Source organism: Cupriavidus sp. 2SB (genome assembly GCF_005503625.1).
Lineage (GTDB): Bacteria > Pseudomonadota > Gammaproteobacteria > Burkholderiales > Burkholderiaceae > Cupriavidus.
In genome coordinates, this window is sequence record NZ_SCMX01000035.1 from 38,724 (window position 1) to 54,891 (window position 16,168).

The 16,168-nt window shown below is 64.2% G+C and carries 13 protein-coding genes and 1 tRNA gene; 6 read left to right on the forward strand and 8 right to left on the reverse strand.

Annotated elements, in window-relative coordinates:
• The first annotated feature begins 10 nt into the window (after positions 1-10).
• The 5 genes from FFS21_RS17330 (at position 11) to FFS21_RS17350 (ending at position 5,723) form a co-directional block, all read left to right on the forward strand.
• Positions 11-808 carry a DUF4390 domain-containing protein gene (locus FFS21_RS17330; protein ID WP_137926020.1) on the forward strand — a complete coding sequence of 266 codons (798 nt, stop codon included), beginning with the start codon at positions 11-13 and terminating at the stop codon, positions 806-808.
• On the forward strand, positions 805-3,246 hold the full coding sequence (locus FFS21_RS17335) for a sensor histidine kinase (protein WP_137926021.1): 2,442 nt from the start codon (positions 805-807) through the stop codon (positions 3,244-3,246). The genes FFS21_RS17330 and FFS21_RS17335 overlap by 4 nt, the downstream gene beginning before the upstream one ends.
• A 56-nt stretch (positions 3,247-3,302) precedes the next feature.
• Positions 3,303-4,025: a response regulator gene (locus tag FFS21_RS17340; protein WP_137926022.1), complete on the forward strand. Its 723-nt coding sequence runs from the start codon at positions 3,303-3,305 to the stop codon at positions 4,023-4,025.
• Between the two features lie 56 nt (positions 4,026-4,081).
• Positions 4,082-4,157, forward strand: a tRNA-Phe gene (locus FFS21_RS17345).
• A 159-nt stretch (positions 4,158-4,316) separates the two neighbouring features.
• Positions 4,317-5,723, forward strand: a complete 1,407-nt coding sequence (locus FFS21_RS17350; RefSeq protein ID WP_137926023.1) for a DUF1254 domain-containing protein — start codon at positions 4,317-4,319, stop codon at positions 5,721-5,723.
• Positions 5,724-5,789: 66 nt separating this feature from the next.
• On the opposite strand, the gene FFS21_RS17355 is transcribed toward FFS21_RS17350, so the two are convergent.
• From FFS21_RS17355 to FFS21_RS17380, 6 genes are all read right to left on the reverse strand, one after another.
• The gene (locus FFS21_RS17355; protein WP_137926024.1) at positions 5,790-7,292 is read right to left on the reverse strand and encodes a dihydrolipoyl dehydrogenase family protein; all 1,503 of its coding nucleotides are present in this window, start codon (positions 7,290-7,292) and stop codon (positions 5,790-5,792) included.
• 86 nt (positions 7,293-7,378) lie between these two features.
• Entirely contained in the window at positions 7,379-8,275 is an 897-nt protein-coding gene (locus FFS21_RS17360) for a patatin-like phospholipase family protein (RefSeq protein WP_137926025.1), read from the reverse strand.
• 5 nt (positions 8,276-8,280) lie between these two features.
• Complete coding sequence (locus FFS21_RS17365) at positions 8,281-8,697, reverse strand: PaaI family thioesterase (RefSeq protein WP_137926026.1); 417 nt, start codon at positions 8,695-8,697, stop codon at positions 8,281-8,283.
• Between the two features lie 99 nt (positions 8,698-8,796).
• Positions 8,797-10,311 (reverse strand): tripartite tricarboxylate transporter permease, encoded by a 1,515-nt coding sequence (locus FFS21_RS17370; protein ID WP_137926027.1) that lies wholly within the window; start codon positions 10,309-10,311, stop codon positions 8,797-8,799.
• A gap of 37 nt (positions 10,312-10,348) precedes the next feature.
• Complete coding sequence (locus tag FFS21_RS17375; protein ID WP_137926028.1) at positions 10,349-10,822, reverse strand: tripartite tricarboxylate transporter TctB family protein; 474 nt, start codon at positions 10,820-10,822, stop codon at positions 10,349-10,351.
• Positions 10,823-10,970: 148 nt separating this feature from the next.
• Positions 10,971-11,939 carry a tripartite tricarboxylate transporter substrate binding protein gene (locus FFS21_RS17380; protein ID WP_137926029.1) on the reverse strand — a complete coding sequence of 323 codons (969 nt, stop codon included), beginning with the start codon at positions 11,937-11,939 and terminating at the stop codon, positions 10,971-10,973.
• Positions 11,940-12,347: 408 nt separating this feature from the next.
• Between FFS21_RS17380 and FFS21_RS17385 the strand changes: the two genes are divergently transcribed.
• Complete coding sequence (locus FFS21_RS17385) at positions 12,348-12,842, forward strand: hypothetical protein (protein WP_137926030.1); 495 nt, start codon at positions 12,348-12,350, stop codon at positions 12,840-12,842.
• 50 nt (positions 12,843-12,892) lie between these two features.
• Here FFS21_RS17385 and FFS21_RS17390 read toward each other — a convergent pair whose 3' ends face one another.
• Together FFS21_RS17390 and FFS21_RS17395 are read right to left on the reverse strand one after the other, a co-directional pair.
• Positions 12,893-14,653: a diguanylate cyclase gene (locus FFS21_RS17390; RefSeq protein ID WP_137926031.1), complete on the reverse strand. Its 1,761-nt coding sequence runs from the start codon at positions 14,651-14,653 to the stop codon at positions 12,893-12,895.
• 267 nt (positions 14,654-14,920) lie between these two features.
• Positions 14,921-16,111, reverse strand: coding sequence for an MFS transporter (locus FFS21_RS17395; protein ID WP_137926032.1), 1,191 nt, complete (start codon positions 16,109-16,111; stop codon positions 14,921-14,923).
• Positions 16,112-16,168 lie beyond the last annotated feature (57 nt).

The following is a 16,168-nucleotide window of genomic DNA, read 5'->3' on the forward strand; positions in this document are numbered from 1 at the left end:
ACTTCCACCGATGCCCAGCCTGCAGCGCCTGTCCGACCTATGTGCCCCAGGCCGCGCGGTACGCGCATGGGCACTGGCCGTGCTGCTGGTGCTGATACTCGGCGTGCAGATGCTTCCGGCCCGCGCGCAATTGATCGAAACCAATGACGCACGCATCGAGTACACGGACGGCGCGTTCGAGCTCGCCACGTCGTTCGACTTCGATCTCCCCCCGGCTTTGGAAGACGCGCTGCATAAAGGTATCTCGCTCTATTTCGTGGTCGATTTCCAGCTGTCGCGGCCCCGCTGGTACTGGTTCGACGAGAAGCCGGTCAACATCACGCGCTCGGTGCGGCTTTCGTACCAGCCGCTGACGCGCCAGTACCGCGTTTCCACGGGCGGCCTGCAACTGCCGTTCAATCGGCTCAAGGGCGCACTGCAGTTCATCCAGCAAGTGCGCGGATGGCGAGTCTTCGAGCGCCGCGACGTCAAGCCGGGCGAGACGTATCACGTGGAGACACGCATGCGGCTCGACCTGAGCCAGCTCCCCAAGCCGTTCCAGGTCAACGCGGTGAATACACGCGACTGGAACCTGTCTTCCGAATGGAAGCGCTTCAACTACACCGTGCCGACGAACTTCGACACCCCGCAGCCGGTGCCCGCGCCAGCGCCGCCGCCCGTGGCGCCACCCGCACCGCCCGCGATGCCGGGCGCGTCTTCCACCGCTCCTGCACCTGCCCCATCGGCTGACGCACGTACACCGTTCGCGCAGACCTTGTCGAACGCACTGTCCCCGAATCAGCTGGTGCAGCCGGCCAGCCAGCCATGAACGGAAATCCGTGGGACAGCAGGTTCCGCCGCATGCTGTATCGCGTGGTGGTGGGGATCATCGTCTTCCTCGCCCTGGTGCTTGTGGGCCTGCTCGCCGGGGCTTCCGCCAATACCGAGTTCTTCGACCGCTATTTCACGCTGCTTTTCAAGATCAACCTCGTCGTCGGGGTCTTGCTGGTCCTGACGGTGGGCGCGCTCGCGCTGACGCTCTATATCCGCTACCGGCGCGGCAAGTTCGGCACGCGGCTGATGAGCAAGCTCGCCGTGTTCTTCGGCGTGGTGGGCGTGCTGCCAGGCGTGCTGATTTACCTGGTGTCGCTGCAGTTCGTCTCGCGCAGTATCGAATCGTGGTTCGACGTGCGTGTAGAGACAGCCCTGGAAGCGGGCCTGAACCTGGGCCGCTCGACGATCGACAGCCAACTGGCCGATCTGCAGGGCAAGGCACGGCTCATGGCGGACCAGCTCACCGGCGCCTCGGGCATGGCCACCTCACTGCAACTGAATCGACTGCGCGAGCAGTATGGCGTGCAGGAAGCCGCGATCTTCACGGGCAGCGGGCGCGTGTTGGCCACGGCATCGAGCAGCTATGCTTCGCTCGTACCCGATATTCCGTCGGGTGTACTCGCCGAGCAGGCGCGCATGGCCGGCGGCTACGCGGCTGTGGAAGGCGGCACCGACCCGTCCGCTGGCGAGAAGCCCGTCAATATCGACAGCAGCCACCTGTACCGCATCCGCGTCATCATTCCGCTTGGGCCGGCGCCAGCCGCGTCGGACGAACCGCCGCAGGCCAGTGCGGCAACGGCTGCAAGGCCACGGCCCCAGTCGTCGATAGGCAGCCGCTGGGCAGGCTCTGGACTCTCCGTCGAACGGCGTCCCGAGGATGCGCCGGCTACAGGCTTCGGACTGATCGGCGACACGGTACGCGAGGAACGTTACCTGCAGGTACTGCACCCCGTGCCGGCAGTGCTGGCGCGCAATGCGGACGAAGTCCAGCGTGCCTACCAGGAATACCAGGAGAAGGCGCTTGGCCGCACTGGCCTGCGCAAGATGTACATCGGCACGCTGACGCTGACGCTGTTCCTGGCCGTGTTCATTGCCGTGATGCTGGCGCTGCTGCTGGGCGGGCAGCTTGCGCGTCCGTTGCTGATGCTGCTGCAGGGAACGAAGGAGGTCGCCGAGGGCGATCTCTCTCCCAAGCGTGAACTGAAAAGCCGCGACGAACTCGGACAACTCACACAGCAGTTCAACCAGATGACACGGCAGTTGTCCGAAGCGCGCATCGCGGTAGAAGATAACCGCGTGGCGCTGGAGCAATCGAAAGCCTATCTCGAAAGCGTGCTGCAGAATCTGACAGCCGGCGTGCTCGTGTTCGATCGGCGCTTCACGCTGATCACGGCCAACCCCGGCGCCGAGCGAATCTTCCGGCAGCCGTTTGCCGGTGTGCTGGGCCAGCCCGTGGAGCAGATTCCGGGCATGGGCGATTTTGCCGACATCGTGCGCCAGGCGTTTTCCGAGCAGACCACCAGCGAGGTGCTCGGCGGCGCGCAGCATTGGCAGAAACAGATCGAACTGCCCCAGGGTGAGGAACAACCGCTCACGCTACTGGTGCGCGGCGCCCACCTGCCGGGCGCCAGCCGCGACGAGCCGGGCTACGTGGTGGTGTTCGACGATATTTCCGACGTGATCTCGGCCCAGCGCTCCGTGGCATGGGGCGAGGTAGCGCGGCGCCTGGCCCATGAAATCAAGAATCCGCTGACCCCGATCCAGCTTTCCGCCGAGCGGTTGCAGATGAAGCTGTCGCCGAAACTGGAGGTCTCCGACGCCGAAGTGCTAAAGCGCGGGGCTGCAACGATCGTTAACCAGGTGGCGGCGATGAAACGCATGGTGGACGACTTCCGCGATTACGCGCGGACGCCGCCGGCGGTGATGCAGTCACTGGCGCTGAACAGCCTGGTGGCAGAAGTCTTGCATCTGTATGGCATCGACGATCCGAACGTGCATGAGCATCCGGTGATTCATCCGACGCTGGCCCGTGATTTGCCTGAAATAAAGGGCGATCCGACGCAACTGCGGCAGGTGATCCACAACCTGTTGCAGAATGCGCAGGATGCGGCGGCAGACAACGTGGCGGCCGGTAGGGCGGCGCCCCATATCACTCTGCACACCGAGACTGTAGAATACAAAGATTCTGCCGGCGAAGACCGGAGAGCCGTCAAGTTGTCCATTACGGACAATGGTCCCGGATTCGCACCACGCATCCTGAGCCGTGCGTTCGAGCCGTACGTGACCACGAAAGCCAAGGGTACGGGTCTGGGGCTTGCGATGGTGAAAAAGATCATTGACGAACATGGTGCGCGGATCGAACTGCGCAACCGCATGAACGGCACCGAGATCGCGGGAGCGCAGATCTCGATCCTGTTCGTTAAGCTGCCTTAGTCAATCTTGCGCGCCGGTGCCTCCGGTCGCGCTGCGGTGGGGTTAAGAGGGGAAGTATGGCAACGATCCTCGTAGTCGATGATGAAATGGGTATCCGGGAGTTGCTCTCGGAAATCCTCAGTGACGAAGGACATGTGGTGGAGCTGGCCGAAAACGCCCAGCAGGCCCGCGAGTTCCGCGCGTCCGCCACGCCTGACCTGGTGCTGCTCGATATCTGGATGCCGGATACCGATGGCGTCACGCTGCTCAAGGAATGGTCCGCACAGGGCTACCTGTCGATGCCGGTCATCATGATGTCCGGACATGCCACGATCGATACGGCCGTCGAAGCCACCAAGATCGGCGCACTGAATTTCCTGGAAAAGCCGATTGCGCTGCAGAAGCTGCTATCGGCCGTGGAAGCAGGCCTGGCGAAGGGCGTGGAGCGTCCGCGCAGCGCACCGTCCGCGCCCGCCACGACCGCACCTCCCGAAAGCGTGCCCGACGCGGCCAGTGCGGATACCCTCCCCGTGGAGACGCTCCCGGCCGAAGCCACGGTCAATGGCAATCCGTCACGCGGCGTCCCGGAAGGCGAAATGCACTTCTCGTTCGACATGCCGCTGCGCGAAGCACGCGACCTGTTCGAACGCGCGTACTTCGAATACCACCTGGTGCGCGAACACGGCAGCATGACGCGCGTCGCCGAAAAGACCGGCCTCGAACGCACCCACCTCTACCGCAAGCTCAAGCAGCTCGGCGTGGAACTGGGCCGCAACAAGCCTGAACCGCCGGAACAGTGACCCGGCCACAAAACGCTTGACGAGGGCGATACTGGCAGTTATAGTTTCGCTTCTTTGGCCCGGTAGCTCAGTCGGTAGAGCAGAGGATTGAAAATCCTTGTGTCGGCGGTTCGATTCCGTCCCAGGCCACCAGAACATGAAAACGGACGCTTCGGCGTCCGTTTTTGCGTTTGGGGATTCCGTTTGGGGATTCCACTTAACACCGCCCCCGAAAACATTCACATCGCCACGCTGCTGCGCAGGCACTTGGCTGCGTTACGCTCATCCGCATTCATACGATGCGAGATCACCATGCGGAAAGCGCTTACTTCCATCCTGATACTTGCCGGTGTGGCGGCAACCCATGCGGGGGCTGCTTCGCCGGGCACCTCGAATGACCCGGTACAGCGCCGTGCCGTGGAGGCAGTGATCTGGGGGATGCCGGCGGTCAACACCGAGTTGATGGTGCAGGCAATGTTGCGTAGTACGTCGGCCAAAGAGAACGAAATCGTTTACTGGTCGGAGCCTGTGAACTGGAAGAACCAGACGCTGACGCCGAATCCGGATTCGATCTACTTCATGTCATTCGTGAACACGAAGGTCTCGGGGCCGCTCGTGATCGACATTCCGCCGGCCGAGGGCGGCTCACTGGCAGCCAATATCGTGACGACGTGGCAGATGCCGCTCGAAGATGCCGGTCCCGATGGCGCGGACAAGGGGAAGGGTGGCAAGTATCTGATTCTGCCGCCGGATTATCGTGACACGCCGCCTGAAGGTTATGTCGTGCTGCGTTCGGACACCTATGGTGGCTTCGCGCTGATGCGCTCGAACCTGGCTAGCCACAGTGAAGCCGATGTGGCGAAAGCGGTGGCGTACGGAAAGCGCGTCAAGATCTATCCGCTGTCGCAGGCCAGTGCGCCGACGCCGACGCGCTTCACCGATGCCTACGACGTACCATTCGATTCGACGATTCGTTATGACGCATCGTTCTTCAAGACGCTCAACGACGTGGTGCAGAAGGAGCCGTGGATCCAGCGCGACCGCGTGATGATCGATCAGCTCAAGACGCTTGGCATCGAAAAGGGCAAGCCGTATCAGCCCGACGCCAATATGCAGAAGGCGCTCGATGCCGCTGCGCGACAAGCTAACAAGGAGCTATCCGCACGCTATGACCTGGGCTTCTATCGCATGGTGCCCGAGTACCGCTGGTTCCCTGCGGCGATGCCGGAGGTGATTCGTGCCGTGTCCACCGGTTACGGCAACGTCGACGAGTATCCGGTCGATGCGCGCGGCGTGACCTACACGCTGGGCTTCACGGGCATCAAGCGCATCGGCACCGCGCAGTTCTATCTCATGGTGAACAAGGACAAGGACGGCAAGGCGCTGGATGGCAAGCAGACGTATCGCCTGCGCGTGCCCGCGAATCCGCCGGTCAAGCAGTATTGGTCGGTCACGGCCTACGACCGCAATACGCACGCGCTGATTCGCAATGTGCCGCGCGCGAGCGTGGCATCGACGACGACGGGTGTGCAGAAGGAAAACGATGGCGTGGTCGAAGTCTACTTCGGCCCGAAGGCGCCCAAGGGCAAGGAAGCCAACTGGGTGTCCACCGATCCGAAGGGAAGCTTCGAATTGCTGTTCCGTCTCTATGGTCCGGAGAAGCCGTTCTTCGACAAGGAGTGGAAACTGCCTGACGTCGAGCGTGTGTCGGCACGCTGAAGGATTGGTGTTAGGCAAAAAGGCCACGCGGCATATCGCGTGGCCTTTTTGCATGGGCCTGCCTGCCTAGCCGAACAGTTCTTCCGCCACCGTAGGATGCAGCGGCATCGTCGTCTTCAGATGCGAGGCTTTCACGCCGAGCCGCAGCGCCACGGCAAAGACCTGGATGATCTCCGGCGCCGCGCCATCCATCAAATGCGCGCCAAGGACGCGGCCACTGCGTGCATTGAACACGAGCTTGAAGACCGATTGTTGCGGCACGCCGCCGAAGCGGCTTTCGAGCGAGACAAATCGCTTGATTTCGGTCCGCACGCGATCGGCCTTGCCGCCGGCGGCTTCAATGGCTTCGGCCTCTGTCAGGCCCACCGCACCGATGGCTGGTTCGCAAAACACCGCGGTGGGCACGGCATCGAAATCAGCAATATCGCCGCGCTTGTCGAAGAGTCGATCCGCCAGCCAGCGACCCTGTGCCACGGCAACCGGTGTCAGGTGGATGTTGCCGGCCATGCAATCACCGATGGCGTGAATTGCGCGCACCGAGCTGCGGAACTGCCGATCCACGCGCACACCGCCGTGCTCGTCGAGCTTGACGCCCAGCGCTTCCAGACCGAGTCCGTCCACATTCGCCTTGCGTCCAATGGCGGCCAGCGCCGCTTGCGCGCGAACCGTTTGCATGCGGCCCGGATTGTTTTCCTGCTTGTAGCAGACGTCCATGGCGCCGTTCGATTGCGAGACCATCGTGACTTCCGCGCGGAAGTGGATGCGCACGCCCTTGGCCACCAACGCATCGGCCAGTGCCGCCGCGATATCGTGATCGAAGCGTTTCAGCAGCCTGTCCTCGCGCACGAGCAGGTCCACTTTCACGCCATAGCGCGAGAGAATCGACGCCATCTCCACTGCGATATATCCGCCGCCGATCACGACGATGGAAGCCGGCACGGTCTGCCACGTGAACACGTCATCGGACGACGTCACGAGTTCGCCACCGGGTACAGGCAATGGCACGGGACGCGCGCCCGTGGCGATCAGCGTCTTCTTTGCGCGGATGACTTCGTTGCCGACGACGATATCGCCGCGATCGTTGAATTGCGCTTCACCGTGCCAGATCTCGACGCCTGCTTCATTGAGGCGCTGCTTGTACGACGCATTGAGGCGCGCCACCTCGGCATTCACGCGCACGATGGCATCGCGCCAGTCTTCCTTGCCGCCTGTGTGCGACAGGCACGTGGAGAGAATCGACGCCCAGCCTGCACCGTACGACAGCATCTTCTTCGGCACGCATCCCCGGTTGACACAGGTGCCGCCGATGGCGTCACGCTCCACAAGGATCACGCGCGCGCCATGCGATGCAGCACGCCGCGCGGCAGCCACGCCGCCCGAACCCGCGCCGATCACGACAAGGTCGGCCTCGCGCATCTTCGAGCGGGCATCGCGTTTGCGCGGTACGCGCTCCACGACGGGTTCGGCGCTGACCTCGCTGGCCCGCCTGCGGGGACGGGTGGATGCCTGGGTAGTTGTCTGCGTAGTTGTCTGCAAGACGATCTCGGGTGATGCCTGACGCTTTGTCATTCATGCCTCCTTGGCTCTCGCGGCAGTTGCCGCCTACCAAACGATCGACCGGCGCCATGGCAGCGCGTTCCCCGAAGACAACGGGCTTATTGCGCCGGCAGTAAATCCTTCCTGATATCGGGCCATTCGCGCAGGAATGTCTCGGCGTCACGCCGGCCCAGGTCGTATGCGTGTGTCATCGCCTGGGGCTTCGTATAGTCCCAGCTTGAAATCGGCACGCGTTGCGAAGGTTGCAGATAAAGGCGGCGCTGGCCGCCCGTCTCGACGATGAAGCGGCGCGGACGCGGATAGAGACGCGTCACCAGCACCAGCACATTGCCCGGTGCATCGTCGAGCGCATCCACGGGTACGTTGTCCACCAGGCCACCATCGAGCACCGCGCGGCCATTGCGTCGCAGCACGGGCGTGAAGGGCGGCGTCGATGCCGATTGCAGCAATAGATCGGCAAGGTCCTCGGGCGAACGGCAATCCTGCGCGCGCACGAACTCGGGGCGAAACCCAAGCGAGCGGCCCAGCCGCGGATGCAGCGTTTTCAGCAGGTGCTTGTCGATGTTGTACGCGAGCAGCCCGGCCGCCACTGCCAGACGCGGACCGCTCCAGCGCGGGATATGCGCCACACCGATGCGAATCTCGGGCGCACCCTTCAGCCGCTCCAGCCGATTGTCGGAAAACAGCGAGAGCAGCGCATTGCGATAGATGCCGTAGTGTGGAAACACGCGCTCGCGGCGCAGCAGGTTGCCCCAATAGGCATTACGCGAATTGTCGGCCAGCACATCGCGGTAGTACGCCATGGTCTGGTGCGAATCGTGCGCGTAGATCATGCACGCCGTGGCGGCCCCAGCCGAGATCCCGGCGATCACGCGCGGACGCAGTTGCAGTTCAGGCGCTACCGTGTCCCACCATCCGGCCTGCCACCAGCAGCGGTTGCCGCCGCCGGCAAAGACGACCTGGTCGAATATCTGGGAAGAGGAAGAAGATGCCATGTCGGTCAGAGCAGCGCGTAGGTCGTTGTCGCCTGCACCGCGAGCTTGCCATCCTGGCCGGTCAGTTCGATCTCGCCGAACACGACCGTCTTGCCGAGCCGCAGCACGTTGGCGCGGACCAGCACATCGCCGTCGATCACGGGACGCATGAAGTTGGTGGTGAGGGTCACCGTCGTCATTGGACGGAACTCGCCGAGCGCAGCGGAGATGGCGACGATCATCGCGGTGTCGGCGGCCGACATCAGCACCTGGCCGCACACCACGCCGCCTGCATGGCGGAAATGCTCGCGAAATGGCAGGCGCAGCGTTACGCCGCTGGCATCCACGGCTTCGGCGCGCAAGCCCAACTCGCGCACCCAGGGCGCAAGCACGCGCTCAAGCGTGGCCTCGATATCGGCAAGTGTGAAAGTGGCGGCAGGCACGTTCCGGTCTCCTCGGCGCGCAGAGGTGTTGTTTGCGCCAATGATACAGAATCGCGCCCGCCGCGCTGCAGCCGGCCGGACTTACCGCTCATGCGGCGCTTATGCGGCGTTGTCGGCCTCCGCACGCGACGTCGAGCGGGTGGCATGCCAGCGCAGCACGCGCGGCACCACCACCACGGCCACCGTCATGGCCAGGATCGTGGCGGAGATCGGCTGCTTCACGAACAGGCTCCAGTCGCCCTGGCCAATCGACAGTGCATTGCGCAGCTGCTTCTCGGCCATCGGGCCGAGGATCAGGCCGACGATGACTGGTGCGGTCGGAAAATCGAAACGGCGCATTGCCATGCCGAGCAGTCCGATCACGAACAGCAGCAGCAGGTCGAACCACGACTGGCGGATGCCATAGGCACCGAGTCCCGCGAAAATCAGAATGCCACCATAGAGCAGCGGCGTGGGCACGCGCAGCATGCGCACCCACAGGCCGATGGCCGGCAGGTTCAGCACCAGCAGCATCACGTTGCCGATGTAGAGCGATGCGAGCAGGCCCCAGACCAGATCGCCCGATGTCTGGAACAGCATCGGACCCGGCTGCAGGTTGTAGTTCTGGAATGCGGCCAGCAGGATGGCCGTCGTGTTCGAGGTAGGAATGCCCAGCGTCAGCAGCGGGGCCAGCGTGGCCGTCACTGCGGCATTGTTGGCTGCCTCGGGACCCGCCACGCCTTCGATGGCGCCCACCTTGCCGAACTCTTCCTTGTGATTGGACAGCTTCTTCTCGGTGGCGTACGACAGGAACGTGGGAATCTCTGCGCCGCCTGCGGGAATCAGGCCGAACGGAAAGCCGATCAGCGTGCCGCGAATCCACGCGGGCACCGAGCGCTTCCAGTCCGAGCGATTCATATGCACCGAACTCAGCTTGTTGAAGCTGCCATCAGGTTGCGGGAAGAACGCGTTGAACAGTGCCTCGCCCACGGCGAACAGGCCCACGGCCACCACGACGATATCCACACCGTCGTACAACTCCTGCACGTTCATCGAATAGCGCGTCTGGCCCGACAACGAGTCCATGCCGATCAGGCCGATGCCCAGACCCAGGAACAATGCAGTCATACCGCGCAGCAGCGACGAGCCCAGCACGGCAGAGACCGTCGTGAAGGCCAGCAGCATGATCATGAAGTATTCGCCCGGGCCGAACTGCAGCGCCACGTCCGCCGCCACCGGCGCGAACATCGACAGCAGCACGGTGGCGATCGTGCCCGCCACGAACGAGCCAATCGCCGCGGTGGCGAGTGCCGGACCCGCACGGCCGTTCTTGGCCATCAGGTTGCCTTCCATCGCCGTGACCATGGTCGACGATTCGCCCGGCGTGTTCATCAGGATCGATGTCGTCGATCCGCCGTACATCGCGCCGTAGTAGATGCCCGCGAACATGATCAGCGCGGCAGTCGGTTCCACCTTGGTGGTCAGCGGCAGCAGCATGGCCACGGTCAGTGCCGGGCCGATGCCGGGCAGCACGCCGATGGCGGTGCCGAGGAAGCAGCCCACCAGTGCCCACAGCAGATTGATGGGCGTGATGGCCACGGCAAAGCCGTGCATGAGTTGGTTCAGGGTATCCATGTCAGAAGCCTCCCGTTGTTGGCAGTCAGGTGCGGACTCAGAAGCCCGCCACCGGCAGCAGCGGCAGGTTGATGCCGAGCAGGAAATCGAACAGTGCCCACATCGGCACCGTGAGCAGCAAGCCAATCAGCGCATCGCGCACGATGCGACGGCTGCCGTAACCGCGTGCCACGCACACCATCATCAGCGTCGACGAGAACACGAAACCCAGCATGCCGATCAGTGCCATGTTGGCCACGAGGCCGGCTGCCACCCACAGGAAGCCCTTGAAATTGTGCGGCGCCGCGGGCAGCTCGGCATCTTCCTCCGGCATGTTGCGGAAGCCGCCGCGCACGCCTTGCCATGTCAGCAACGCACCGCATACGGCGAGGCCGATGGCGACGAGTGTGGGCACGAATCGCGGCGACAGGCCGGCGTAGCCTTCCTCGCCCGAAATGCCCGGCAGGCCGGCAAAGAAAAATACGGACAGCGCCAGGACGGCGACACCGATGCAGACGTGGGACGGTTTCATGATGGCGCTCCCGGATGAACGAGCCATCCGCGCTGTGCGGGGGATGTGGTGGGGTAAGGCGAGGGGACGCACCACGCGGTGCGTCCGGTCATGCCGATCTCTTGGATCGTTCTTGTGATGCGAATCGCGCGGGACGTGCTTGCGCGAATTACTTCGCCACGCCCAGTTCGCGCAGCGTGCTACCCAGGCGCGCGGATTCCGCATCCACGAACTTGCCGAACTCGTCGCCGGTCAGCAGGAACGGCGTCCAGTCGTTCTTCTGCAGCGCGTCCTTCCAGACCTTGTTCTCGGTGCCCTTGACCACGGCATCGATCATGGCCTTGCGCTGTTCGGGCGTGGTGCCGGGCGCGCCGTAGACGCCGCGCCAGTTGTAGATCTCCACGTTCACGCCTTGCTCCTTGAGCGTGGGGATCTCGGCGGTGCGGTCCTTCGACGTCACGGCCAGCGCGCGCATCTTGCCCGTCTTGATGAACGGCAGGAATTCGGAAACGCCAGCGATGCCCACGGTCACGTGGCCGCCCAGGATCGATGCCGATGCCTCGCCACCGCCGGCAAACGGCACGTAGTTGACCTTCTTCGGATCCACGCCCACTTCCTTGGCAATCAGGCCGGCCAGGATGTGGTCGATCGAACCCTTCGAGCCGCCGCCCCAGCTCACGCTGCCGGGGTTGGCCTTCAGTTGCGTGGTCAGGTCCTTGAGCGACTTGATCGGCGAATTGGCCGCCACCGTCAGCACCATCGTGTCGGCGAACAGTCGCGCGATCGGCGTGGCGTTCTTCAGCGTCACGGGTGGCTTGTTGGTCTCGATCGCACCCACCATCACCGCGCCGGTCACGATCAGCGCATTGGGGTTGCCCTTGTCCGTGTTCACGAACTGGGTCAGGCCGATGGTGCCGCCCGCGCCGCCCTTGTTGTCATAGGACGCGCTCTTGGCCGTGCCCGCCGCAATCATGGCCGCGCCGATGGTGCGGCCGGTCTGGTCGTAGCCACCGCCGGGATTGGCGCCGATCATCACCTTGAGGTTGTCCACCGCGTAGGCGGGCGCTGCCACCACGGCGGCCGCAAGCGTGGCCGTGGCAACGAAGGCGTGGGTAAATCGGGCAAGCGAGCGGGGCATGGTGAGTCTCCTGGGTTTTATTGGCATCCTGGGCCGGATTCTAGGAGCGCCGAACTGTCAAATTCCTGTCAAAACGACAGCTTTATGCTCGGGGTTTACGTGGGTGTCGCGGGCCCGTGCCGGTGTCCGTCTGCATGGCCCTTGTCGTTTTTTGGCATCGTCGGGTGTCCCATATCTGATCTGCACATCTTTGACTTGGCGGACGTCCGACATCTCTCTACGATTGACTTCGGTCATCTGCCGCACCGACACGGGCGCAGACGACGATGCGGAACACCTCCGCATGCAGACAAGGACCGCCGCACGACGAGGCGACGGCCACTCCGGATCTCGGGTATCCGGAAATGCAGGTTTCGGGTAGGTCGGGTGTTTTAAAAAAGAAGCAGAGTGTCTAAGGGGTCAACACGCATGGATACATCGATCAAGACGTCGGACGGCTGGCCGCCGGAGCTCGACGTGGGGGCCGATCGCGGCCTGTGGAAAAGCACGGTTGCCGCCGCCAACCAGGCGCTGGAAGCCGCCAAGGGCATGCAGGCAGCGGTCGGGCAGACGCTGAAGCTGCAGCACAAGATCATGGCGCTGCGCGACGAGCTGCATCGCGCCGAGGCCGAGCGCGATCTGTATCGCGACCTGCATACGCGCACGGTCGATGAACTGAATCACACGCTGGATCTGAGTCCCTCCGAATGGCAGAGGCTACGCGCGGACAACGAGACGCTGCAGATCCGCCATCGCGCCTACAAGCTGCTGGTACAGCACTACGTGCGCGCTGGTACGCCGATCGATCCGGCCACGTTCGCGGACCAGCGCAGCCGCGTGCAGCAGCACATCCTGTTCCAGCGTCGCAAAGGTATTCCTGTCTCGGTCATCACGGCCGACGACATCGCATTCCTGCTGCGCTGACCGTACGCGTGACCTGTCACTGGTTTCTGGGGAGACGACCATGAACTGCCTCATGCCTGGATTGGCGGCGCCGCTGCATTGCCGTCCTGCCCATCCGCCGCGCACACCTGATTGCGTCCCGCTGCCTTGGCGGCATAAAGACGGCGGTCGACCGTCGCCAGCATGGCATCGAGTGTCTGGCACCCGTCGATCCCGGCTTCTGCGACGCCAATCGATACGGTGAAGCGGATGCGTCCGTCGGCCATCCCGGCTGGCGGCGCATCGGGCGCCGGTACAACGCCGAGCGTCTCCACGATTGCGCGCAGGCGCTCGGCGGTAGCGGTGGCTTCCGCCAGCGTGTCGCCCGGCAGCAGCACTGCGAATTCCTCGCCACCGATTCGTGCGGGCACATCCATTTCACGCAGGTTGTCGCGCAGCGCGTGCGACAACGCCTGCAGCACTTGGTCGCCGCTGGCGTGGCCCCATCTGTCGTTCACGCGTTTGAAGAAGTCGATATCGAGCATCAGCATGGCCAGTGGCTCGCCGTCGCGGTGCCGCCGCGCGGATTCGACGGCGAACCGGTTGCTGAACGATCGACGATTCGCCAGTTCCGTGAGCGGGTCGGTCTCCGCCATCGCCTGCAGCTTTTCACCGACGGCAAGGTAGTGGCTGAACAGGTGGTTGACCACGCGCAGCGTGACCAGCATCAGCAGCGGCAACGCCAGCCAGATCGCCAGCAGCGGCAGGCTGGTCCGCTGGAACACCGCGCGATAGACATCGGCGTCATCGAAGGTCTCGAAGATCAGCCAGTTGCCGCGCCCGCCGGCCTGCTGGAACAGCAGATATTGCCCATCGACATGCAGTATGCCGTTGCCCTTGGCAAACAAGTCGGCCAGCGACGTGTGGCGCCACCGCGCGCCCACATCGGCGGGCCAGCGCAGGTCGATCCGCTCCCTGCTGTCGCTCGTTGCGAAGATCGCGCCGTTGCGATCCATGAGATAGCGCACGGCGCCATGCTGTTCGGGTTCGCCGATCAGCGTGCGCAACTTCGGCAGGTCCACATCGAGCGCCGCCACGCCACGAAAACGATTGCCCACGTAGACCGGGATGCTCAGCGTCGTGGTGCGTTGCCGGGTACTCTCGAACTGCGTGTAGATCGGCGCGAGCCGCATGATGCGCTCGGGATTCCGGTCGGGCAGCAGATTGCGGTAGTAGGGCATCTGGCTGAAACGTTGCATCAGCTCGCCGGCCTTGGCCTCGGACAGCGGCGGATAGGTGACATAGAAGCCGTTGCTCGAGATAAACGTGACGACGCTCTCGGTATCGTCGTTGCTGCGCTGGCTGATGCCTAGCACATGGCTGAGTTGGCGCGCGGCGTAGAGATCCGAACGCAGATCCGCGTCGCGACGCTCGAATCCCTCCAGGCCATGCAGCCTGTCCGCAGAGACGCCCACCACGGAAGCATCGCCCTCGGGGACCGCCATGGTCCATTCGGCGTGGTTGCGGGCGGCGTAGGCTTCCTCGATCACCGTATCGGTCGGCAATGCGTCGGGACCTTGCTGGATAGAGATCAGCTGCTGCGCGTAGTCGCGTACGAATTCGAGCTTGAAACGTTCGGCAGAGATCACCGCATCGATGCCGAGCGCGCGCAGGGTCAGGTCATGCTGGCGCGCGCCCAGTACGCGTTCACGCAACAGGTAGAGATCGCGCGCACCCACGCTGATCATCAACACCATGGCAATACCGAAACCCACTACCACCACGCGATGCGGATGCATCAGCACCTCGCGAGGCAGCCATCGCGGGCTCGGTAGCAATTTGCGCCAACTCATCGGAACGTCTCTCCCGGCAAGGCCCGCGTTTCGCGCCGTCGACAACGTCGGCATTCGGCAGGCGGTGGCAATGAGAAATGCAGCGTGCGGCAATGATGGCGCGCAGGCGTGTCCTGCGGCGCAACCGGCACAGTGTAGTGCAGGCGCCTGGCGGCGGCTATCGCAGGGAATTGCGGTGGCGCAAGGAGAAGGAGAAGGGGGGAAGGGGAGGAAGGACGGCAGGTGCCGCGCGACGCCCGGCGTCGCGCGGCAGACCGGTCTACGGGATCAACGACGTTCTGTGCGGAAGTAGAGCAGGGCGAGCGCGGGCAGCGCAAACCCGATCCAGCTTGCCAGCGGCCAGCCGGCCCGCGCAAATGCCCACGCGCCTACCGATGACCCGATGGCGCCGCCCACGAAGAAGATCGCCATGTAGAGACCATTGAGGCGGCTGCGGTGCGCCTCGGACAATGCAAAGATGGCGCGTTGGCCGATCACCAGATTCGTGGAGACGGCGAAGTCCAGCAGGATGGCCGCAGCCGTGAGCGACAACAACGAGAGCGTCGATCCTTCCACGCCGAGTCGGCTCAGCAGGAACGATCCCGCCCCCAGCGCCAGGGCGAGCGCGGTCATCTGGCGGCTGTGACCGCGATCCGCATAGCGGCCTGCCATCGGTGCGGCGACGGCACCCGCCACGCCCACCAGCGCAAAGATCGCAATACCGGTCTGCGACATCCGGAAGGCCGGCCCGGCCAGGTACAGCGGCGTGGTGGTCCAGAACAGGCTGAACACGCCGAACATGCTGGCCTGGTACGCCGCACGGCGACGCAGCACCGGCTCGGTGCGCAGCAGGTGAATCATCGAACCGAGCAGCGCGATGTAGTGAACGCCTGGCGCGGGGCGGCGCTGCGGCAGCTTGCGCGCCAGCACCACGGCGAGCAGCACCATGGCAACGGCCGATGCCGCGAAGATGGCGTGCCAGCCGAATGCGTCCGAGACCAGGCCCGCCACCGGGCGCGCCAGCATGATCCCCATCAGCAGGCCGCTGGTGACATTGCCGACGGCCCGGCCGCGCATGTGTTCGGGCGCGAGGTGTGCGGCAAATGGCACCAGCACCTGCACGGCCACGGAGCACAGTCCGATCGCGCATCCCGCCACCAGGAACACGCCAGCATGGGTGGACAGCGATGCAGCCAGTAGCGCCACCGCGCACCCGGCTACCAGCGTCAGCACGAGCTTGCGGTTCTCGACGATATCGCCGAGTGGCACCAGCAGCAGCAGGCCTACGCAGTAGCCAATCTGGATCAGCGTCACGATCAGGCCCGCCACCTCCGGCGAGAGGTGAAGCGCCTGCGCAATCGGCCCCACCAGCGGCTGGGCATAGTAGAGATTCGCGACGATCATGCCGCAGGCCACGGCCAGCAGCGGCGTGATCCATGCAGCGGGCGCGGCCGCGCGTTGTGCGGTGGTGGAGGTCATGGGGCGGCTTGTGGAGAGCTCCCCGCACCTGTTTCGGCGTACCGGGGGAAGCCGCCG